This window comes from Gordonia alkanivorans NBRC 16433 (genome assembly GCF_000225505.1).
GTDB lineage: Bacteria > Actinomycetota > Actinomycetes > Mycobacteriales > Mycobacteriaceae > Gordonia > Gordonia alkanivorans.
The window spans coordinates 35,869-56,405 of the sequence record NZ_BACI01000097.1; the positions used below are offsets into that span (position 1 = coordinate 35,869).

Here is a 20,537-nt window from a genome sequence, read left to right on the forward strand (position 1 = left end):
GCGGGTTATTCGAAGGTGGCGATGACGTCGCCGGCCTGGATGACGTCGCCCACCTTCACCTTCAGGTCGGCGATGGTGCCCGGTTCCTCGGCGAGAACGGGAATCTCCATCTTCATCGACTCCAGCAGCACGAGGGTGTCGCCGACCTCGATCTGCTGTCCGGGGGCGACCAGGACCTCGAGGACACTCGCGACGATCTCTGCCACCACGTCTTCAGCCATGCACATAAGTTAGCCCACGAGGTGACCGGCGACGACGGGTCGGGGCCGGGTCGGGACCGATCGCGACCGGTCGGTGGCCGGCCGGGTTTTGGCACGTGGGAGAATGCCTGAGACACTGTGATGTCCCCATCCGCCGGCAAAAGGAGATGCGTCATGGGAAAGCGCGGACGCAAGAAGCGCGCTCGTAAGAAGAACGCTGCCAACCACGGCAAGCGTCCGAACGCCTGATCTTCGCCTCACGGCGGGGTTCGGCGAACGAGCACCAAGAAAAACGCCCGGGTACGGCCATCATGGCCACCCGGGCTTTTTCATGTCGTCACCCCCGGATCAGCCGGGGGTGACGGGGGCTTCAGCGGTCGGTCTCGGCGACCTCTTGGACGATGACCGTCTTGCGGATCTCCACCCGCAGACGATCACGCAGGCCCTGCGGTGCCTGGTCGCCGCCGCACTTGCGGTTGACCAGCGCCTTCAGCTGCCGCTCGATGCCGTAGTGGGCAAGGCACGACGGGCAGGTGTCGAGGTGCCCCTGGAGCCGCATGCGGGCGTTCTCGTCGCATTCGTTGTCCAGCAGCAACCAGACGTCGGCGATGACGGCCGAGCAGTCGAGCTGGGTGACTTCCGGATCGATGTCGCTCATCGCGCCACCTCCGCACCCTTGGCCGTGGCAGATCTGTGGAAACCACGCTCCCGGGCGACGTCGGCCAGCAGCTCACGCAGCTGACGACGTCCTCGGTGAAGTCGGGACATGACGGTGCCGATGGGGGTGTCCATGATCTCGGCGATCTCCTTGTACGGCAGGCCTTCCACGTCGGCGTAGTACACGGCCATCCGGAAATCCTCCGGAAGCTCCTGCAGCGCGGCCTTGATCTCGTCGTCCGGAAGGGCGTCGAGGGCCTCGATCTCCGCCGAGCGCAGCCCCTGGGAGGTGTGTTCTGCGGTCGCCGCGAGCTGCCAGTCGGTGATCTCGTCGGTCGGGTACTGCGCGGGTTGGCGCTGTTTCTTGCGGTAGCCGTTGATGTAGGTGTTGGTCAGGATCCGGTAGAGCCACGCCTTGAGGTTGGTGCCCTCCCGGAACGACGCGAAAGCGGTGAACGCCTTGATGTAGGTCTCCTGGACCAGGTCCTCGGCATCGGCGGGATTGCGGGTCATCCGCAGGGCGGCACCGTACATCTGGTCGAGCAACGGCAATGCGTCGCGCTCGAACCGTTCGGTGAGCTCCTCGGGGGACTCGCTCGGGTCGGCGCGTCGGGGCGCACCCTTCTCGGCGGACACGTGCGCAGCGGTTCCGGTCGCGGTGGACTCCGTAACGGCTGCTTCGGTGTCGGCTGATTCGGCTTCGGCCACTACGATCCCTTCGATGAGAGGCGTCACTGGGACGTTGCCGGTCAAGCTTACCGACCCCGGCCCGGCCAGGAGGTGCGTCGCCTCCACGAGTACCGGTGGCTCGAGTACCGCCGTTGTGCTCATCTCGGTTCTACCTCCTCGCATGCGCTCCCGATCTTCGTGTCGCAACCAGTCACAACAGGTCGGGCCGGGCGGTTTGTTCCCGACGTGACCGGCACCCCTTTTCGTCACGGTGAACAGAGCGCTGGTCGAATACGCTCTCCAGGTCAGACACCGACACGTCCCACCAGGAGGCACCCCGACCATGGCGGCAACACCCGCGATCGCGGCCCTCGAACGCGCGAAGATCGCGCACACCGTCCACCGCTATGACCACGACCCGCGGTCGGAGTCCTTCGGCACCGAAGCAGTGGACGAGCTCGCCGACACCCTCGGCATCGTCGGTGAACAGGTCTTCAAGACGCTCGTCGTCGAACTGTCCGGTGGTAGCCGCCCCGGTCTCGCCGTCGCCGTGGTCCCGGTTCCCCGCAAGCTGTCGGTGAAGGCGGCCGCCGCCGCGCTCGGGGCGTCGAAGGCCCAGATGGCCGAGGCCAAGGCCGTCACCCGCAGCACCGGCTACGTCCTCGGCGGCGTCTCCCCCGTCGGCCAGCGCACCGCTCTGCCGACGGTCGTCGATTCCTCGGCGCTCGAGTTCGACCGGATTCTCTGCAGCGCGGGCAGGCGTGGACTGGAGATCGCACTGGCACCCGCAGACCTCGTCGCGGTGACGAAAGCAGTGGTCGCCGACATCGCGGTGTGAGGGTTCTTCTTCCCGCGAAAACATCTACTACAGGAGGTCAGGCGTAGGGCAGCATGGTGGCCATGTGCGGACGCTATGCGGTGACCACCGATCCGGCGAAGCTCGCGGCGGAGATCGACGCGGTCAACGAGGTACCCGAGCCGGCGAAGGAACCGGCCGATCCCGATGCCCTCGACCTCGACACCCCCGCACCTCGCGCACTGGGCCCCAACTACAACGTCGCGCCCACGACCACGGTGATGACCGTGGTCAAACGGCATTCGCCGGAGGATCCCGACGACGATCCGCTGCTGCGCATCCGCGCCATGCGCTGGGGGCTCGTGCCGCCGTGGAGCAAAGAGGTCGGCAAGGGGCCACTGTTGTTCAACGCCCGTGCCGAGACCGCCGCGGAGAAGAGTTCGTTCCGCGCGTCGGTGAAGTCCAAGCGGTGCCTGGTGCCGATGGACGGCTGGTACGAGTGGAAGAAAGGCCCGCTCGACAGCAGGGGCAAGCCCACCAAGATCCCGTTTTACATGTCCCCGCGGGACGGCACCCGGTTGTTCATGGCCGGGTTGTGGTCGGTGTGGCATGACAAGCACTCCGATCACGCCCCGCCGCTGCTGAGCTGCTCGATCCTGACCACCGATGCGGTCGGCAAACTGCGCGACGTCCACGACCGGATGCCGCTGATCATGCCGTACGACAACTGGGATGCCTGGCTCGATCCGGATCACCGGGCACCGGACGACCTGTTCGCGCCGCCGGCCGAATCGCTCGCCGAGGCGATCGACATCCGCGGGGTCGCGCCGCTGGTCAACCGCGTCGCCAACAACGGGCCGGAGCTGCTCAACCCGCTCTGACTCAGAGGTCGGCGACGAGAACCGCTGCCCCGTCGAACCGTCCGGCGGCCAGGTCGGCGAGCGCGCGGTCGGCCTGTGACATCGGGTACTCGTGCGTCGTCGCCCGGACGCCGTGCCGGGCGGCCAGCGTCAGGAACTCGGCGCCGTCGGCGCGGGTGTTGGCGGTGACCGAGCGGATCTCCTTCTCGTAGAACAGTTCCCGCTCGTAGTTGAGCGGCGGAACGTCGGTGAGGTGGATGCCGGCGATCGACAGGACGCCGCCGCGATCGAGCGCGCGCATCGCCACCGGCACCAGCTCGCCGACCGGGGCGAAGGTGATCGCGGCGTCGAGCGACACCGGCGGCGCATCGGTGGCATCGCCGACCGACGCCGCACCGAGGTCGGCGGCCAGGCGTCGGGACTGCTCGCCACGTGTGAGGACGTGCACCTCGATCCCGAGGGCGATCGCCAGTTGTGCGCAGAGGTGCGCACTCCCACCGAAACCGTAGAGCCCCAGCCGCTTCGGACGATCGGAGCCGGCTCCGAGGTCGTCGAGCAGGCCGGTCCGCCGTAGCGCGCGATAGCCGATGATCCCCGCGCACAACAGCGGCGCGATCGAGACGTCGTCGATGCCGGACGGCAGCGGATAGGCGAAGCCCGCGGGCACGGTCACCAGCTCGGCATACCCGCCGTCGACGTCCCATCCGGTGTACACCGATGCCGCACAGAGGTTCTCGGCACCGCGGACACAGCGATCACAGGTCCCGTCGGTGCGGTGCAGCCAGGCGACGCCGACGCGGTCACCGAGGGAGAAGCCGGCGGTGTCGCGACCGAGTTCGACGACCTCCCCGACGACCTCGTGTCCGGGCGTCACCTCTGCGCGGCGGACCGGCAGATCACCCTCGGCGACGTGGAGGTCCGTACGGCAGACACCGCAAGCACGAACCCGGACCAGCAGTTCGCCGGCCCCGGGCCGCGGTTCCGGTTTGTCGACGAGCCGTAGTGGTCGGGTGTCGATCGGCCCCGGCTCGGTCACCGCCCAAGCGCGCATGTACCTCAGGCTAAACCCGCCCGCACGGCGCGGCACGGTGTTGCGAATGACCGGTCTCACACCGAACGGAGTACACCTTCCCGACACAGTGTCGGTATCGTTGCCGACATGGTGTCGGTAAACATGCGAGGGCAGTGACGTGTTCCTTGCCCTTCGAGAACTCTCATTCGCACGCGGACGATTTGCCCTGATGGGGTCGGTGGTCGCGCTGATCGCCATCCTGATGGTACTGCTGAGCGGCCTGTCGGTGGGCCTGGTCAACGACGGCGTCTCCGGTTTGAAGAAACTGCCGGTGACCTCCTTCGCCTTCCAGAAGGACATCGCCACAGACTCCGCCTTCTCCCGCTCCCTGGTGCCGACGTCGGCGGTCGGGACATGGGCCGAGCAGCCGGGCGTCGAGGACGCCGCACCGTTCGGCAACACCCTGATCAACGGACGCACCAACACCGGCGTCGACATCGACCTCGCCCTCTTCGGCGTGGAACCGGGCAGCTTCGTCAGCCCCACCGCCTCCGAGGGCAAGTCGCTGTCGAACACCCCCGGTGAGCTCGTCATCAGCGAGACCGCTGCCGAGGACGGACTGTCGATCGGTGACACGGTCACCGTCGAGCCGCTCGGCACGCAGCTGCGGGTCGTCGGAATCCTCGACGGCCAGAGCACCTTCGGACACGTAGACGTCGCGTTCGTGCCGCTGAAGACGTGGCAGGAGATCCGCGCCGGCGCTCGTCCCGGTGAGCCCGTGCCGCCGCGCGTCTACGACGACATCACCGCCGTAGCGGTGAAGACCGACAGCTCGGTCGATCTGGCCGCCGGCGACGCCGCCGCCGACACCACCTCGCTGACTCTCGACGAATCCTTCGGCGCCTCACCGGGTTACACCGCCGAGACGTCAACCCTCACGTTGATCCAGGCCTTCCTCTACGCGATCTCGGCCTTGGTCGTCGGCGCGTTCTTCACGGTCTGGACGATCCAGCGCAGGCAGGAGATCGCCGTGATGCGCGCGATGGGCGCCTCGACCGGTTACCTTCTGCGCGACTCGCTGATGCAGTCGTTCATCCTGCTGCTCGTCTCTGCCGGCATCGGCATCGGGATCGGCGTCGGCCTCGGTGCCGCCATCGGTTCCACCCCGATGCCCTTCGCCCTGGAGACCGGTTCGGTCGCCGCGGCCGGCGGGCTGCTGATCCTGTTCGGCATGATCGGCGCCGCCGTCGCGGTGCTCCGCATCACCCGGGTCGACCCCCTGACCGCCTTGGGAGGCAACCGATGACCGCGCTCGCACTCAACGACGTCAGTCTCGTCCACGGTGACGGGGAAGACGTGGTCACCGCACTCGACGCGGTGACCCTCGAGGTCGCCGCAGGCGAGTTCGTCGCCGTCGTCGGCCCGTCCGGTTCCGGCAAGTCCAGCCTGCTCGCGGTCGCGGGCGGTCTCATCACCCCGACGTCGGGGACGGTCACCGTCGGCGACGCCGACCTGGGAACCGCGCCGAAGCGCGAGCTGACCCGGATCCGTCGCGAACACATCGGATTCGTGTTCCAGAGCGGCAACCTGCTCGACGCGCTGACCGTCGAGGACCAGCTGCGTCTGCCACTCACGTTCGGTCGCGTCGCCGAGGCCCGCTCACCGGCCGAACTGCTCGCCGGTGTCGGTATGTCGCACAAGGCGAAGCGCCGCCCCCATCAGTTGTCGGGCGGTGAGCGGCAGCGCGTCGGCATCGCGCGAGCGCTGATGACCCGGCCGGATGTCCTCCTCGTCGACGAGCCCACCGCGGCCCTCGACCGGCGGCGCAGTCACGAGATCGTCGAACTGCTCGCTCGCGAGGCCCACGAACACGGCGTCGCGACGGTCATGGTGACCCATGACCAGGACGTTCTCCTACACTGTGACAAGGTGTACGAGATCGTCGACGGACATCTGAACGAAGGGTCTGCGGCGTCCGCATGAGCTGAGGAGGTGGGCGTTTGCCACGCATCGAGGCGCCCACCGTCGCCGAGCACCGACGTAAGCAGGAGCAGGCGATCCTGGACGGCGCGAAGGCCATCCTCGCGGAAACCGGTGAGGCACCGACCCTTGCCGCGGTCGGCAAGCGCGTGGGCCTCGCCCGCTCGAGCGTGTATCAGTACTACTCGTCCAGCGAGCAACTCGTGGCCGCGGTCCTGGCCGATCTCCTCCCCAGTTGGGATCGGTTCGTCCGCGATCGTGTCGGTGCCCAGACCGAACCGGGACAGCAGATCTGGGGATACATCTGTGCGAACGTCGAGCTGATCGTCGGGTCGGAACAGGCAGTGGCGAATGCGCTCGTCCGGATCGTCGATCCGAGCGTCCTGCAGGAGCCGATGCAACGGTTCCACCGGGAATTGCAGGAACCGCTCGTCGACGCCCTGATCGCGCACGGCGAACCGCGCCCGCTCGAGGTCGCGCAGCTGATCGACTCGATGATCGTCCAGGCGTGCAGGTCGTGGGGGGCCGAGCATTCCACGACCGCTACCGAGGATCCCACACGAGCCGAAGGCGCGGAGATCACTGCGATGATCCGCCGGCTGATCGGCGACTACCTGGGACTGACCGACCGCTGACTCGAGCCGCTCAGCGGAAGGCGTAGTCGCTCAACGGGAACGAGTCCATCTCCCGCAGGGTTCGCAGCGTGGAGGCCGGACGCAGGAGCGTCGCCTCGCCGTGCTGGTTGAAGTAGTAGCTGCGCGAGCCCACGCAGTTGCCGTTGTAGAAGACCGAGGACTGCAGACGGTCGGTCACCTCGTCGAGGAAGGCGTCGTTGGCGGGCTCGGTGACCTCGAAGGTGTCCTGCCCGCGGCGTCGGAGTTCACCGAAGAGCCGGGTGATGTGCTTCATCTGCCCCTCGATCGTGGTGAAGTACGACAAGCCGCTGTACGAGTACGGACTGTTGAGCGAGATGAAGTTGGGGAACGTCGGCACGGTGACACCCTCGTAGGCCTGGAATCTGCCCTCTCGCCAGAACTTTCCGAGGTTGCGCCCCTCACGCCCGACGATGTCGAAGGCCGGGAAGTTCACGTCCCACAGGTTGAATCCCGTTGCCAGTACGAGGGTGTCGATCTCGGTCTTCGTGCCGTCGCCGGCCAGGATCCCGTCGGCCTCGAGGCGGGCGATGCCGCTGGTCTGCAGCATCACGTTCGGCTTGGTGAAGCTGGCGAAGTACGTGTTGGAGAAGGTCGGCCGCTTGCAGCCGAAGTCGTAGTCGGGTGTCAGCTTCCGACGCAATTCCGGGTCGGAGACCTGGGACCGCAGGTGCGCCTTGGCCAGCCGGGCCGCCAACTTGTTGCCGGGCTTGAGCTGCTTGAAATGCAGGACGCCGGAGACCATCAGCAGCTCCAGCAGTGAGGTGTTGACCAGGCGAGCCACTTTCTGCGTCAACGGGATTCGCCGGAACAGCTGCTGCACCGCGGACGGGATCGCGAAGTCGATCTTGGGCACCACCCAGATCGGCGTCCGCTGGAAGACGGTGAGCGCATCGACACGCTCGGCCACCTCCGGGATCAGCTGGACTGCCGTCGCACCGGTTCCGATGACCGCGACCTTCTTGCCGGTGAAATCGAAGCCGTCCTCCCACGCCGCGGTGTGCAGGATCGTCCCCTGGAAGTTCTTGATCCCCGGGAAGTCCGGGACGTGGGGCTGGGAGAGGAAGCCGGTCGCGGTGACGAGGTAGCGGGCGGTGCGCTCCGTTCCGTCACCGGTCCGCACCCGCCACCGCCGCGCGTCGTCGTCCCACTCGGCGGAGTCGACGGTCGTCCCGAACTCCATGTGCCGTTTGAGGTCGTACTTGTCCGCGACATGGTGCGCGTAGCGCTTGAGCTCGGGACCGGGCGCGAACAGACGCGACCAGTTCGGGTTGGGCTCGAAGGAATACGAGTAGGTGACCGAGGCGATGTCGACGGCGAGACCCGGGTAGTGATTGACATGCCAGGTCCCGCCGAGGTCGTCCTCGCGCTCGAGGATCGCGATGTCGTCGATGCCCAGGCGTTTGAAGGCGATCGCGGCACCCATTCCGCCGAAGCCGGCGCCGACGATCAGCACGTCGTGGGCAGGCGCGTCGTGTGCAGGTTGCATGAGAGACCCCAATAACTGTAACCGACAGTTACTGTAACTTAGCACACACCGCCGTCGTGTGTATCGGACCTGGTCAGGCGATCGTGGTGCCGTCCCAGAGCACATCGAAGAACTGTGTCGCCATCAGTTCCTCGCGCTTGTTCCGGTCGAGTCCGAGTTCCTTGCGATAGGCCAGGATGTGCTGCAGCGAGAGGGCCGAGTAGATCAGCGGCAGGTGGTCGCCCGGCTGGTCGTACACGCCGCCCGCTCCCTTGGCCACGGCGAGATTCCGGCGCAGATGAGAAGGGTGCTTGAGCGCATCACGCAGTACCGCGGCCTTGATCATCTTCTTGCGGCCCGCGGGGACGACGACGAGGTCACCCGGATCGAACAAGGCGGCGTCGAACTCCTCGGCGCTCGCGACCGTGCACCCCGCTGTCGGTCGGGGATTGCACTCGACCATGTGGTGGACGCCGTCGTCGGTGACGAGGTAGTCGAAGCTGATCTGCCCGTGCCAGTTCAGTTCTCGCGCAATGGTCTGCGCTGCGGCGAGCGATTCCGGCGAGTCGACGGATTGGAAGACGATGCCGCCGCGGTCGTCGATCGCGAGGGGGTGCTCGTAGCAGGAGTGCAGCACGATCTCGCCGTGATGGGCGACACTCCAGCTGCACCGGTCGGCGCCCGTGAGGTACTCCTGGACGAGCCAGGGATCGGCGGGGGTCGGGCTGACGTCGTCGATCGACGATTCCCCCGCCAGCGGCCCGGTGTTGGTGAGGACGTCGAGCCCGCCGCGACCGAAGGCCGCCCGGGCGAACCAGTGCGGCCACTTCTCGGTGGCCTCGCGCAGCTCGTCGCGGCTCGTCGTGGTCACCGATTCCGCGGCCGGGAGTCCGAGTTCGCGGCAGAGGGCGGTGAACCCGACCTTGTCGTGGACGCGGGCGAGGGTCTCGAAATCGGGGAAGAACAACTCGACGTCGGGGTGTGCGGCGGAGATGCGGTCGCGGTGTCTGGCGAGGTAGAAGACCTCCTCGAACATCGGGAGCAGCCAGGTGATGCCGTGCTCGCCGATCGCATCGATCACCGCGTCGACGAAGGCGGTGGTCTGCTGGGTGGGTGCGGGGAACACGAGATGGCGTCGCGCGCCGCGGGAGTGACTTCCCGGCGCCGCTCGGAAGGTGTCCGCGGCGGTGACGTCCCGCCCGGTCTCCCCGAGCTTGTGGATCTCGTCGACGGCGAACGGCATCCGGGATGTGGTCACGAGGATGTGCGGTTCAGAGGCCTGCATGGCAGGGACGATAGGCGACGCGACGGCACCCGGCCCGTGATGACGGACAGATGACGAGGATCTGTTACCGGTGAGCGCCCCGATCCGGTCCGGCGGTAGTTTGGCAGTCTCATGACTGATCGATCCGGCACCCCGTCATCCCGTTCCGGCCGAGGTGCATCGGCATCGGCCGCGCCTCGTTCGACCACCCCCTCCTTCGTGGCGGCGGTCTACGCCTTCGCCGTCGTCATGCTCGGGACGACGCTGCCGACACCGCTCTATTCGCTCTACGGGGAGAAGCTCGGCTTCGGTGTCGCCACGACGACGGTCGTCTTCGGGGTGTACGCGGTCGGTGTCATCGCCGCATTGATCGGTTTCGGCCGCTGGTCCGATGTGATCGGGCGGCGCAAGCTGCTCATCGCCGGCGCCCTGCTGTCAGTGGCCAGCGCCGTGGTCTTCCTCACCGCCGGACCGGTCTGGCAGCTGCTGGTGGGCAGGGTGCTGTCCGGGTTGTCGGCGGGGATCTACGCCGGCGCCGCGACGACCGCGGTCATCGAACTGGCACCGCCGTCGTGGCGGGGCCGGGGGCCCGCCGTCGCGACCGCGGCCAACATCGGCGGACTCGGGATGGGACCGCTAATCGCCGGCCTGATCGCCGAGTATGCGCCCAATCCCCTGCACACCCCGTTCTTCCTCGACCTCGCCCTCTTGGCTCTCGCCTTCGCCGGCATCTGGCGACTGCAGGAGACGGTCGACGTCAAACCCGGTGCCCGTCTTGGTGTTCAGCGGCTCTCCGTACCGGCCGACGTACGCGGCGTGTTCGTCCGCGCGTCGATCGCCGCGTTCGCCGGCTTCGCGGTCATGGGGACGTTCACCGGCGTCATGCCCTCGTTCGTCACTCAGATACTGGGCATCGACGACCGCGCGTTCACCGGTTTCCTCGTCTTCGTGCTGTTCGCTTCCTCGGCGGTCACGCAGATCGTGGTGCGGCGCATGCCCACCGAGTCCGCGCTGATCGCCGGTTGCGCGATCCTGATCGGCGGCACCTGCCTGTCGATCGTCGGCCTGGTCGCCACGTCGACCGCCGCTCTGCTGGGTGGCGCGGTGGTGTGCGGTGTGGGGCAGGGCATGTCGTTCAGCAAGGGGCTGGCGTCGGTGGTCGCGGCCAGCCCGGCCGATCGACGCGCCGAGGTCACCTCAACCTATTTCGTGGTCGCCTACGTCGCGATCTCACTGCCCATCGTCGGGCAGGGTGTGGCCGCACAGCAGTGGGGACTGAGGCCGGCCGGCATCGCCTTCAACATCGGCGTCGCGGTTCTCGCGCTGGTGGCGTTGATACTCACCATCATCGCCGTCAGGCGCCTCGGCGACTGACCATCATCGCCGTCAGGCGCCTCGGCGACTGACCATCGATATACCGTCAGGCGCCCGGGACCCCGTACTCGTTGAGTGTGTTCACCAGCTGACGGAAGCGCACGCTGCTGACGAGGTCCTCCACCAGCACCACCTCACCGTCGGCGTTGGCGAGCGGGATGCACCAGTTCGGGTACTGCTCCGCACTCGTACCGGGCTGGTTCTGAATCCGCCGCTCCCCCACCGCGTCCACGAGTGCGACGCTCAGCAGCACCGACGGTGTGTGCGCGATGACGGCGTAGAGGGCGTCGACGACCTTCGGGTCCGACAGCGGGATGTCCCGCGACAGCAGGCCGCGCTCGTAGGCGAGTTCGAGGACGGCGTCGCGTTCGCGTTCGTTGCGGTCCCGTTCGGCCTCCTCCCCGGTCTCGAGCAGCCCCAGCCGTGCCCGCAGTGCGATGTGGTCACCGGCCAGGTAACCCGTCGTCGGCGGGAGGTCGTGGGTCGTCACCGACGTCAGGCACAGTTCGCGGTAGCGTTCCGGCGCGATTGCCGCCTTGCGGTCCTGCTCGAACCACAGGATCGACGTGCCCAGGATTCCGCGCCCGCGCAAGGTGTCCTGCACCGACGGCTCGAAGACTCCGAGGTCCTCGCCGACGACCACCGCATCGGCGCGCTGGGCCTCGAGGGCCAGGATGCCGATCAGTGCCTCGCTGTCGTAGTGCACGTAGGTGCCGCCGGCCGGTCCCATGCCGTCGGGGATCCACCACAGCCGGAACAGTCCCAGGATGTGGTCGACGCGGACGCCGCCGGCGTGACGCAGCACGGTGCGGATCATGTCGCGGTAGGGCTCGTAACCGGCCTCGGCCAGACGGCGGGGATGCCAGGGCGGCTGATCCCAGCCCTGCCCCTGCTGGTTGAAGCCGTCCGGCGGTGCGCCCACGGTCGCCCCGGAGGCGAGCACATGGCCGAGTGCCCAGGCGTCGGCGCTGTGCCGGCCGACCCCCACCGCGAGGTCGGCCATCACGCCGATGGACATTCCCGCGGACTTCGCGGCATGTGCCGCGGTGGCGAGCTGCTCGTCGCAGATCCACTGCAGCCAGATGTGGAAGTCGATGCGCCGCGCCAGTTTCCGGCGCTTCTTCTTCAGGTGTGCCGGATCGAGGAACTTGTCCTGCCAGCGGGGATCGTCGGCGTCGTAGCGCTCGGCCAGTGCGCACCACGTGGCGAATCGTTTGAGGCCTTTGCCCTCCCGCTGCCGGAACTCGCGCAGGGCGGTTTTGCGCCGGGGGCTCAGCGGCACGTCGTAGATCAGTTCGAGTGCTTCCAGCTTGGCCCGGTAGGACTTGTTGCGCCGGATCTTGTCGGTGGCGGTGTTCTCGCCCAAGAACCCGCGGGCGAGCTTGTTCAACCACTTGCGCTGGGCCTTCGGCAATCCGTCGAGTTCAGGGATGTCGGTGACCCGGATGTAGATCGGGTTGAGGAAGCGGCGTGTGACCGGCAGGTACGGCGAGGCCTCGACCGGGGGGTCCGGTTGCGCCGCATGCAACGGGTTGACCTGCACGAAATCGGCGCCGTACGCGCTACCCGCGACCTCGCAGATGCCCGCCAGATCGGCGAAGTCGCCGACGCCCCACGAGTCCGCCGAACGGATCGAGTAGAGCTGTACGGCCAGGCCCCACCGCTGCCGCCCGAGCAGCCGGTCTGCGGTGTGCAGCCGGCGCGGGGTGACGATCAGCGGTGCACTCGACGCCGTCGAGTCGTCGAGGTCGAGGGCCTTGATCCGGTGGTATCCGGGTTCGAGGTCGTCGGGGATCGCGAAGGTCGCCCGCCCGACGAGCGCGCCGTCGATCTCGCGCGGGTCCACCCACACGTCGAGTTGTTCCGGCGCGACGTCGCGGCCGTCCTCGGTGGCGATCCACACCTTCACCAGGTTTCCGTGCGGGACGTGGATCCAGAACGTGTCGCCGCCGCCCTCGGTGACCACCGTGACCGCCGGGACGAACTCGCGCCACGGCCGCTCGTCGACCGCGCGGATCGACTCCTCGATCGCCTCGGGTGAGTCCGCAGGGACGTCGAGGGCGGTGAGGACGGCGACCAGCGTCTCCGTACTCACCTCGTGGGTCTCTTGGTCCCAGCCCACATAGCTGGTGGCCACACCGTGACGATGCGCCAGTTCGGTCAATCTCTCCGGGATCACGTCAGCCACCTCGCCATCGTCTCAGGATTCGGGCGGGTCCGCGCTGCGTGCGCCGGTACCGAGGATGACACCCGGATTCAGCAACCCCTGTGGGTCGAAGGCCGCCTTGACCGCTCGCATGGTGTCGAGGTCGACGTCGGACCGGCCGAGGTGCGTCCAGGCAGTCTTGGCGCGGCCGATGCCGTGTTCGGCGCTGATGGACCCGCCGTTGGCCGCGACTACTCCGAAGACCCGGCCGGTGACGGTTTCGGCGTGTTCTTCTGGGACGTCGAGCAGGTTCACGTGGATGTTTCCGTCACCCACGTGGCCGAAAAGGATCGGGCGACAGGGGAAGTCGCTTGCCGCACCGACCTCGGCCAGTTCGGCGAAGGTCTCCGGCAATGCGCGGATGGGTACGGAGATGTCGAGTTTGACGACCGGCGTCGTACTCGACCGGGCAATCGTCTCGGTGTGGCTCTCGCGTGCGCCCCAGAGTGCTCGAGCGGGCGCCGGTTCGAGGACGGCGTCGACGAGTCCGCCGGTGTCGCCGAGCAATTCGGCCATCGTCGTCTCGATGTCGCCGACCCCGGACACCTCGAGGAGGACATAGAAGGGCCCGGGTGTCGCCGTCGGCCGACGGTGTCCGTGTTCGTGCACCAGTTCGATGCCGGCCTCGGTCATGAGTTCGGCGGCCTCGACGGTGAGGCCGCGCGACGACGCGGCGGCGATCAGTCCGATCGCATCCTCGACGTGTTCGACCGCGGCCACTGCGACGGTCGCCGTCGACGGCGGCACGACGAGTTTGAACAGCACGCGAGTGATGACCGCAAGGGTGCCCTCGCTACCGGCGAGGAGCGCCGGGAGGTCGTATCCCACATTGTCTTTCACCAGCGAGGTCCACCGGCGCAGGACGCGGCCGTCGGCGAGGACCGCCTCGATCCCGAGGACCTGGGAACGGGTGTTGCCACGGCGGATCATGCGGATGCCGCCGGCATTAGTCGAGACCACCCCGCCCGCGGTGGCCGACTCGCGGGAGGCCAGGTCGACGGGGAAGGCCAAGCCGGCCTCGGCGGCCTTGCCGTCGATGGCGTCGACGGTGGCACCGGCCTGGGCACCCACGCAGCGGCCGACCGCGTCTACCTCGTCGATGTCGGTCATACGGGCCGTCGACAACACGATCACCGGCCGTCCGGTGTCGTTGCGTGGTGGCGGCACCGAGCCACCCACGAGTCCGGTGTTCCCGCCCTGCACGCAGATTCGGGCGCCGATGGAGGCGCACTCGCCGACGACCCGGGAGACCTCCTCGGTGGTACGCGGCCGCACCACCGCATCCGCCTCACCCCGGTACCGGCCGGTCCAGTCGACGAGGAAACCCTCGATGGACTCGGGATCGGTGAGCACGTTGCCCGCGCCGACCACCGCGCGCAACTGTGTCAGCAGGGCGTCCGCATGCGCGGACACGGCGTCAGACCTGTGCGACCGCGTCGACGACCGGCGTGGGCCCGTCGTTGAACTCGATGACCTTGTGCACCGTCTCGGGTCGTGCGAGAACCGCTGCGGCGACCGCGGCCACGTTGTCGCGACTGACCTCGTCGCCACCGCCGCGCGTGCCGCCGATGGCGATCTTGCCCGTCCCCGGCTCGTCGGTGAGTTTGCTCGGTCCGAGGATCGTCCAGTCGAGGTCGCCCGACTTCAGATAGGTGTCGGCGGCCGCTTTGGCCTCGGCGTACGCGTGGAACGAATTGTCCTCGGGCACGCCGTGATCGGGACCGGCACCGAAGTAGGAGACCATGACGTACCGGTGGATTCCGACCTTCGCCGCGGCGTCCATCGAGCGGATCGCGGCGTCCCGGTCGACGGCGTAGGTCCGTGCCGGCTCACCCCCGCCTGCGCCCGCCGACCAGACCACGGCGTCGTGTTCGGAGATCGCCGTGGCGATCCCGGTCGTGTCGAGGGTCTCCACATCGGCGACGACGGGTACCGCGCCGGTCTCCGCGACGTCCTGCGCGTGTTCTGGGTTTCGGATGATCGAGGTCACCTGATCGCCTCGGTCGGTCAGGATCTTCGCCAGGCGCAGCGCGATCTTGCCGTGTCCGCCGATGATGGCCACTCGGGTCACTGGTTGCTCACTTTCGCGGTCGACGTCACTCGTTCTTCTCCAACGTACCCATCCACGAACGACACCGCCCCGGCCCGAACGCGAGGTGCGTCGGAAACCGGGGCGGGGTTCGCGGTGGGTGCTGCGATCAGACGCGGGTCCGGCCGCGCCCGGTCACGAGCTTGACCAGGAACAGCAAGACGCAAGCGCCGATCAAGCAGGTGATGAAGCTGAAGATCAATCCGGCGCCCTCGACGTCGACGCCGAAGAGCTGCAGCAAGAAGCCGCCGAGGAGACCGCCTACGACACCGACGATGATGTTGAGGATGATCCCCTGCTGCGCATCGGTCTTCATGATCTTGCTGGCGATCCAGCCGGCCAGACCACCGATGATGATCCACGCAATGATGCCAATTCCCAGCATGTCTGCCTCCTAGGTAGTTGTTGCTCCTGCGTGCGTAAATCGTCCGAATCGTCCAGATCGTGCGATTTGCTACAGGACTCAAAGTACCCAGGAACCTCAGGACCAAACCTGCGCGCGTGGATCTGTGTGCACATCGAGACCGGTACGACGGTCATGCCGAGACCTTCTCCGCCGGTAGGGCCGTTCGACCTGCAGCGTCGTCGGATTCAGGGGCAGGTCACCTCGATCTCGTAGGACTTGGTCACCTTCTCGGTCGGGTTGGCGAGATCGACCCCCGACGCCTCGCCGGTGATCTTGTAGGTGGAGCCGTCCTTGTCGACCTCGGCGCTGCCCTCACCCACACCCTTCTGATAACCGAGCGTCACGCCGTCCACGGAACCGAGCCCGACCGACTCGACCTCCGGCGAATCCCCCGACGACAGCACGACGCCGACGCCCGAGGTGCCCGACCCGGAACCGATTCCGATCGTCACCTTTCCGGCGGCATCGGTGCAGCCGACGGTCTTGTCCGCCAGTTCCACCTCCTGGCCGTCGACGGTCACCTTGGCCTCCGCGTCGGTACTCCCGGAACCCGAGTCGTCCGAGCCGCATGCGGTTGCCGCGACGGCCAGTGCCGCCGCGCCGAGGATTGAAGCGATGTGCACCTTGTTCATCATGAGAACTCCTGGGCAGTCGTGAACGCCGCCGACTGGCGGACTGAGAAGAATCTAGCCCGTGAGCTGCGCATTGGCACAGAAATGTCTGAATCTCGGGACCTTCGGCACCGCAGGGGGTCTCAGGCGATCGACTGCAGTTTCGCGTCGGCCTCGATCATCACCGCACGCGTCAGATCGCGGAACTGTTCGTAGTGCCCGTGATAGCCGTATTTCGCGTGCAGACCCGGCCACCGCGTGTGGTCCGCGGCCGCGCCGATCGCGTTGGCCTCGGGGAGATATGCGGGCAGGATGTTCTGGATCGTCGGATCGCGCCGGAGCCGGTGGACGGTGTCGCGGTGCAGCGACGACGACGCCCGGTACTTGGTGATGACGACACCCAGTTCGACGATGGTGCGGCCGATCTCGGCACCGAAGTCCGCGACCTGTCGCTGGATGTGCGGAATCGCGTACGTGGACAACACGTCCGGGATTGTCGGGATGAGATATCCACTGGCCATGAACAATCCGTTGAGGCTGAACGGACCGACGTTCGGCGGACAGTCGATGAGGACGTAGTCGTAGCGAGACATGATCGGGGCCAACGCGCCTCGCAGCACCTCGACGGCAGCGAGATGGTCGTCGGCGGCGACTCGGCGCGCGCTCATCTCCTCCTGCAGGTCGATCAGATCGAGCGAGGACGGGAGGAGATCGATCCCCGCGAGCCCATCGATCGACGAGACGTCCCGTTGGACGGTGCTCTCCAGGTCGAACCGCCGGGTGCCGTCGAGAACGTCGGCGAACAGGGTCGCGACGGTGTGCCCGCGGGCATTACAGGCCTCCCAGCCGTCCTCCCCGATCGTCATCGTCGTGAGGTTGGTCTGGGCGTCGAGATCGACGAGGAGCACCTTCTTGCCGAAGACGCCGGCGAGGAAATCGGCGAGGCCGGCCGTGAGCGTGGTCTTCCCGACCCCGCCCTTGAGACTGATGGTCGCGATCACCGTCGGCATGGGATCCCCGGTCTGGTCGGTGGGCCTGCGTCGCGAATCAGACTAACCGGGTGGCACTCGCGCCGCAGCGACTCTCGACCGGTCTTGCACGATCCTCTCAGCCGGCCTTGCCGAGGGCCTCGACCGGCTTGTCGTGGTGGGCGAAGGTCGGACCGCGCCCGCCGTCCTGCTCGGCGGCCAGCTTGGTGAAGGCATCGTGCATGACGGCCCAGTAGGTGTCGCCGTTGGCGCGACGCTTGTCGGCCCGCTTCCAGTAGCCGGGGATGCGCCGGTCCAGATTCGCGAGCTTCGCCTGCGCGGTGATGAGTTTCGGTGCGATCCGTCCGATCCGGGTCGGCTCGGGGGTACCCGTGATGCGGCGCCCGAGGAACGTCCCGCCGATGAAGAAGTACAGGCCGTGCAGCGTCTGATGGATCGCCGACTTCACCTGTGGGTCGATCAGCGGAATCTGCACCTTGTTCATGAGAGTGTTCAGCATCATCTCGGAGACGTCGTTGAGCGCCTCGGAGAACTCCGACGGCGGCTCCATCACCGCATAGCCGTAGTCCAGCAGTTCAACCGCTTCGCCGAACGTGCGTGGGATCATCGCCTCACGGATGCCCATGATGTGTCCGATGTACGACCAGAAGATGTTGAGATCCTCGAGGTCTCGGTAGTCGTAGTGGCGACCGTAGTTGATGTCGTACATGAGGTTGGCGACACCGAACGACTGTATCCCACCGGACATCTCGGCGTTGGAGATCGGCACGCCATGCTGGGCGACCCACTCCTCGCCCCACTTCTTGCGCAGCATGACACGAGCCTGTGCGTGCATCAGCCGCACCCGGACGGCGTTCTTTGAACGCCGTGCCGAAGCGATCCAGCGCGCCGGGAGCCGGCAGGTGCAACCAGAATTCGGCGGACTCCAGCGACCGGTTGATCATGTTGCGCTGCATGCGCCCCATGGTTCCGACCGCATCACCCACCGAACCGCCCTGCACGGTGGCCAGGGTGTTGAGGAAGATCAGCGACGCCTTGCCTGCCGGGCTCACCCCGTTCGCGACGATCGCGCCACGATCGACACGATCCTTGGTGATCCAGGCCGGCGGATTGTCGATGTGATCGAAGAGCGCGACGAGCTCCTCAGGTGGACTGTCGATGGTGTCCAGACCGTTGTCGAGGGCGTCTTCGAACATCTGCCGGCCGGTTCGCGGGGGCAGCCTGCGGAACATCTGAACCACCGCATCCATCTCCGGGTCGCCGACCCAGAGGTGGTCCTTCGCGCGGGCGACGATGCCCTCGGTCTCGGGTAGTCGGTCCTGTACGTCGACCCAGCCGTCGAGGAGTCGATGACGAGCCGGCGTCCAGTCCGGATTGAACTTCGGCCGCAGCGCCGGGGCCGGCCGGAGCGGGCGTCCCAGCACAGGATCCACCGGGGCGTCCGGCGCAGGGGGCGGGGCGAGGGCATCGAGGTGATCATCGAGGACGGTCAAGGTGGCGCTCCGTACGGTCCGAGGTCAGTCAACTTAGTTATCTTGGTTAGCCAACTTACCTCGTGGGCGGCGGACTTCACAGGGCGAATCGTCAACTCGAGCCGGCCGCCCGACTCCTCGGGACCCGCGTCGACACGCGCGCAGAATCGCGGATTCGCATCGACCCCGTTCTGCCGACACTGTCGATATCTGTAAGAATGACGTCGCCGAACATTCTCGCCGAGACCGTGCGGACACCATCGGCACATTTCATGGAATCCGGAAACACGCACCGATCCGCATTCCCTTCGTTTCAGGAAGTACCCGCAGATCACCGGCCGCGGCCGCACGACTTCCGCGAGGGAAGGACCGTCATGACCACTCGCCCCCGGACCACTCGTCTCCGAAAGCTGTCCGCTGGAATGGGATTCGCCGCCGCCGTGGCGCTCGCCACCGCACTGGCACCGTCCGCGTCGGCAGCCCCGGCCGATGTCACCGTCTCGCCGTCGTTGGCCGGCAACACGATCACCCTCAAGGTCTCCAACAATGCGAACAAGCGGATCGGCTGCGAGATCTTCGGCGTCAAGGCCAATACCTCCCCCGCCGCGTCGGGCGTGGTTTTCGGTTACCAGACCCCGGAAGAACTCGGCGCCCTGATCTCGCCAGGTGCGTCGAAGAACGTGCCGATGAGGGTCACTGCGGGCACCCCGCCGACGCTCACGGGGTCCACGACGATCCCCGACGGGACCTACGACATCTACTGGGGTTGCGCCACCATCACCCTGCCGCCGGGCTCCGCCCGGGAACAGTTCTGGGGAACCAACCCGCCGCTGACCAACATGACCCCGACGGCGGCGGCGCCGATCCGCGTCAGCGTTCCGGGTGCCGGGCCGACGGCGCCGGCACCCGAGTCGGAGGCACCTGCCAGGCCGACCGTCCCGGGTTTCCCGAACATCGAGATCCCCGAGCAGATCTGCGCCCCGTGGGCCTGCTACCCGCTGCCGAGGTTCTGATCGCTCACCGACGCTGCGTCACAGCGGAGTCGGGTGATCGTCCTTGGTCTTCGAGCGGAACAGCATGTACCCGCCGTAGAGGGCCAGCCCGATGAGTGCGATCCAGAAGAGACCCTCGAGGAGCGGTCCGATCACCGCCAGCGCGATGAGGACGACCGCGATGATCCCGAGGACCTTCCAGAACGTGGTTCCTGAATTCGTTGATGTGCTCATGCCCCGAGTCTCCGCCCGTAACACGCGAAAAGCCACAGGTCAGACGGTATATGGGGCGAAGTTCAGGGACATCCCTGAGGTCCGTCCCTAGCGCTGGAACCAGGCCTCGGGATTGCCGTTCAGGGCCTTGGAGATCCGCAGTCGCGAGGTGTCGGTCAGGTTGTCGGGCAGTTCGTCGGGCGCGAACCAGGCGACGTCGGAGTTCTCGTCGTCGGCCGCATGCGGTTCGCCGTCGACGTACCTCGCGAGGAAACAGACGTCGAGGTAGCGCGTCTGGTCGCCGTTGGGGTAGGTGATCAGCGGAGTGACGTCGATACTGGTCAGACGGATGATCTCAGCGGTCACGGCGGTCTCCTCGGCGACCTCGCGCAGCGCCGCGCGGGCGGGCTCCTCCCCGGGTTCGAGCACCCCGGACACGACCGCCCACTGTCCGTTGTCGACGCGCCGGGTGAGCAGCAGGCGGCCGTCGGCGTCACGGACGACCACGCTGACACCTGACAGCCAGAGTTCGCGGTGACCGACATGGGCACGCAGGTCGCGGATGAAGTCAGGGATGGGCATCCTCACATCCTGCACGCCCATGCATCGGGGCGCGTCGCGGCGGC

24 protein-coding genes are annotated in these 20,537 nt (G+C 67.2%); 9 read left to right on the plus strand and 15 right to left on the minus strand.

The features are described 5' to 3' along the window. Positions 1-5: 5 nt before the first annotated feature. Positions 6-221 (minus strand): biotin/lipoyl-binding carrier protein, encoded by a 216-nt coding sequence (locus GOALK_RS17110; protein ID WP_005195222.1) that lies wholly within the window; start codon positions 219-221, stop codon positions 6-8. Positions 222-374: 153 nt separating this feature from the next. Between GOALK_RS17110 and GOALK_RS24675 the strand changes: the two genes are divergently transcribed. Then, a complete protein-coding gene (locus GOALK_RS24675) occupies positions 375-449 on the plus strand; it encodes a 50S ribosomal protein bL37 (protein WP_369758845.1) in 75 nt (24 codons plus the stop codon). Positions 450-570: 121 nt separating this feature from the next. On the opposite strand, the gene rsrA is transcribed toward GOALK_RS24675, so the two are convergent. Together rsrA and GOALK_RS17120 are read right to left on the minus strand one after the other, a co-directional pair. Further along, positions 571-858 (minus strand): mycothiol system anti-sigma-R factor, encoded by a 288-nt coding sequence (gene rsrA, locus GOALK_RS17115; RefSeq protein ID WP_006360099.1) that lies wholly within the window; start codon positions 856-858, stop codon positions 571-573. Next, complete coding sequence (locus GOALK_RS17120) at positions 855-1,688, minus strand: sigma-70 family RNA polymerase sigma factor (protein WP_006360100.1); 834 nt, start codon at positions 1,686-1,688, stop codon at positions 855-857. The genes rsrA and GOALK_RS17120 overlap by 4 nt, the downstream gene beginning before the upstream one ends. Positions 1,689-1,869: 181 nt before the next feature. On the opposite strand from GOALK_RS17120, the gene ybaK reads away from it, so the two are divergent. Continuing rightward, on the plus strand, positions 1,870-2,364 hold the full coding sequence (gene ybaK, locus GOALK_RS17125) for a Cys-tRNA(Pro) deacylase (protein ID WP_006360101.1): 495 nt from the start codon (positions 1,870-1,872) through the stop codon (positions 2,362-2,364). Positions 2,365-2,426: 62 nt separating this feature from the next. Next, entirely contained in the window at positions 2,427-3,203 is a 777-nt protein-coding gene (locus tag GOALK_RS17130; protein ID WP_035755199.1) for an SOS response-associated peptidase, read from the plus strand. Between the two features lies 1 nt (position 3,204). Here the strand turns inward: GOALK_RS17130 and GOALK_RS17135 are convergent, their stop codons facing one another. Then, the gene (locus tag GOALK_RS17135) at positions 3,205-4,233 is read right to left on the minus strand and encodes a zinc-binding alcohol dehydrogenase family protein (RefSeq protein WP_040004315.1); all 1,029 of its coding nucleotides are present in this window, start codon (positions 4,231-4,233) and stop codon (positions 3,205-3,207) included. 139 nt (positions 4,234-4,372) lie between these two features. Here GOALK_RS17135 and GOALK_RS17140 point away from each other — a divergent pair, with 139 nt between their 5' ends. Genes GOALK_RS17140 through GOALK_RS17150 form a run of 3 tightly spaced genes read left to right on the plus strand, consistent with a single transcriptional unit; the run spans position 4,373 to position 6,809 of the window. Further along, positions 4,373-5,500, plus strand: coding sequence for an ABC transporter permease (locus GOALK_RS17140; protein ID WP_040004316.1), 1,128 nt, complete (start codon positions 4,373-4,375; stop codon positions 5,498-5,500). Next, on the plus strand, positions 5,497-6,177 hold the full coding sequence (locus tag GOALK_RS17145) for an ABC transporter ATP-binding protein (RefSeq protein WP_006360106.1): 681 nt from the start codon (positions 5,497-5,499) through the stop codon (positions 6,175-6,177). The genes GOALK_RS17140 and GOALK_RS17145 overlap by 4 nt, the downstream gene beginning before the upstream one ends. A 17-nt stretch (positions 6,178-6,194) precedes the next feature. Beyond that, on the plus strand, positions 6,195-6,809 hold the full coding sequence (locus tag GOALK_RS17150) for a TetR family transcriptional regulator (protein WP_006360107.1): 615 nt from the start codon (positions 6,195-6,197) through the stop codon (positions 6,807-6,809). Between the two features lie 10 nt (positions 6,810-6,819). Here GOALK_RS17150 and GOALK_RS17155 read toward each other — a convergent pair whose 3' ends face one another. Further along, positions 6,820-8,316 (minus strand): flavin-containing monooxygenase, encoded by a 1,497-nt coding sequence (locus GOALK_RS17155; RefSeq protein ID WP_006360108.1) that lies wholly within the window; start codon positions 8,314-8,316, stop codon positions 6,820-6,822. 73 nt (positions 8,317-8,389) lie between these two features. Further along, positions 8,390-9,580: an ATP-grasp domain-containing protein gene (locus tag GOALK_RS17160; protein WP_006360109.1), complete on the minus strand. Its 1,191-nt coding sequence runs from the start codon at positions 9,578-9,580 to the stop codon at positions 8,390-8,392. Between the two features lie 111 nt (positions 9,581-9,691). Here GOALK_RS17160 and GOALK_RS17165 point away from each other — a divergent pair, with 111 nt between their 5' ends. Beyond that, positions 9,692-10,933, plus strand: coding sequence for an MFS transporter (locus GOALK_RS17165; protein WP_035755101.1), 1,242 nt, complete (start codon positions 9,692-9,694; stop codon positions 10,931-10,933). A gap of 46 nt (positions 10,934-10,979) precedes the next feature. Here the strand turns inward: GOALK_RS17165 and malQ are convergent, their stop codons facing one another. The 7 genes from malQ to GOALK_RS24355 all read right to left on the minus strand — a co-directional run bounded on the left by malQ (position 10,980) and on the right by GOALK_RS24355 (position 18,048). Continuing rightward, the gene (malQ, locus tag GOALK_RS17170; RefSeq protein WP_081474366.1) at positions 10,980-13,121 is read right to left on the minus strand and encodes a 4-alpha-glucanotransferase; all 2,142 of its coding nucleotides are present in this window, start codon (positions 13,119-13,121) and stop codon (positions 10,980-10,982) included. Between the two features lie 12 nt (positions 13,122-13,133). Continuing rightward, positions 13,134-14,552 (minus strand): FAD-binding oxidoreductase, encoded by a 1,419-nt coding sequence (locus GOALK_RS17175; protein WP_006360112.1) that lies wholly within the window; start codon positions 14,550-14,552, stop codon positions 13,134-13,136. 4 nt (positions 14,553-14,556) lie between these two features. Next, positions 14,557-15,210 (minus strand): NAD(P)H-binding protein, encoded by a 654-nt coding sequence (locus GOALK_RS17180; protein WP_006360113.1) that lies wholly within the window; start codon positions 15,208-15,210, stop codon positions 14,557-14,559. 127 nt (positions 15,211-15,337) lie between these two features. Next, positions 15,338-15,613 carry a GlsB/YeaQ/YmgE family stress response membrane protein gene (locus tag GOALK_RS17185; protein WP_006360114.1) on the minus strand — a complete coding sequence of 92 codons (276 nt, stop codon included), beginning with the start codon at positions 15,611-15,613 and terminating at the stop codon, positions 15,338-15,340. Positions 15,614-15,819: 206 nt separating this feature from the next. Further along, positions 15,820-16,269, minus strand: coding sequence for a lipoprotein LpqH (locus tag GOALK_RS17190; protein WP_006360115.1), 450 nt, complete (start codon positions 16,267-16,269; stop codon positions 15,820-15,822). A 119-nt stretch (positions 16,270-16,388) separates the two neighbouring features. Next, a complete protein-coding gene (locus tag GOALK_RS17195; protein WP_006360116.1) occupies positions 16,389-17,255 on the minus strand; it encodes a ParA family protein in 867 nt (288 codons plus the stop codon). Positions 17,256-17,352: 97 nt separating this feature from the next. Then, complete coding sequence (locus tag GOALK_RS24355; protein ID WP_232283185.1) at positions 17,353-18,048, minus strand: hypothetical protein; 696 nt, start codon at positions 18,046-18,048, stop codon at positions 17,353-17,355. On the opposite strand from GOALK_RS24355, the gene GOALK_RS24360 reads away from it, so the two are divergent. After that, positions 18,038-18,547, plus strand: coding sequence for a hypothetical protein (locus GOALK_RS24360; RefSeq protein ID WP_232283186.1), 510 nt, complete (start codon positions 18,038-18,040; stop codon positions 18,545-18,547). The two genes, GOALK_RS24355 and GOALK_RS24360, sit on opposite strands and share 11 nt — an antisense overlap. 533 nt (positions 18,548-19,080) lie before the next feature. Continuing rightward, on the plus strand, positions 19,081-19,719 hold the full coding sequence (locus GOALK_RS17205) for a hypothetical protein (RefSeq protein WP_006360118.1): 639 nt from the start codon (positions 19,081-19,083) through the stop codon (positions 19,717-19,719). A gap of 18 nt (positions 19,720-19,737) precedes the next feature. On the opposite strand, the gene GOALK_RS17210 is transcribed toward GOALK_RS17205, so the two are convergent. Continuing rightward, complete coding sequence (locus GOALK_RS17210) at positions 19,738-19,932, minus strand: hypothetical protein (protein ID WP_006360119.1); 195 nt, start codon at positions 19,930-19,932, stop codon at positions 19,738-19,740. An 87-nt stretch (positions 19,933-20,019) separates the two neighbouring features. Further along, positions 20,020-20,493, minus strand: coding sequence for an NUDIX hydrolase (locus tag GOALK_RS17215; protein WP_006360120.1), 474 nt, complete (start codon positions 20,491-20,493; stop codon positions 20,020-20,022). Positions 20,494-20,537 lie beyond the last annotated feature (44 nt).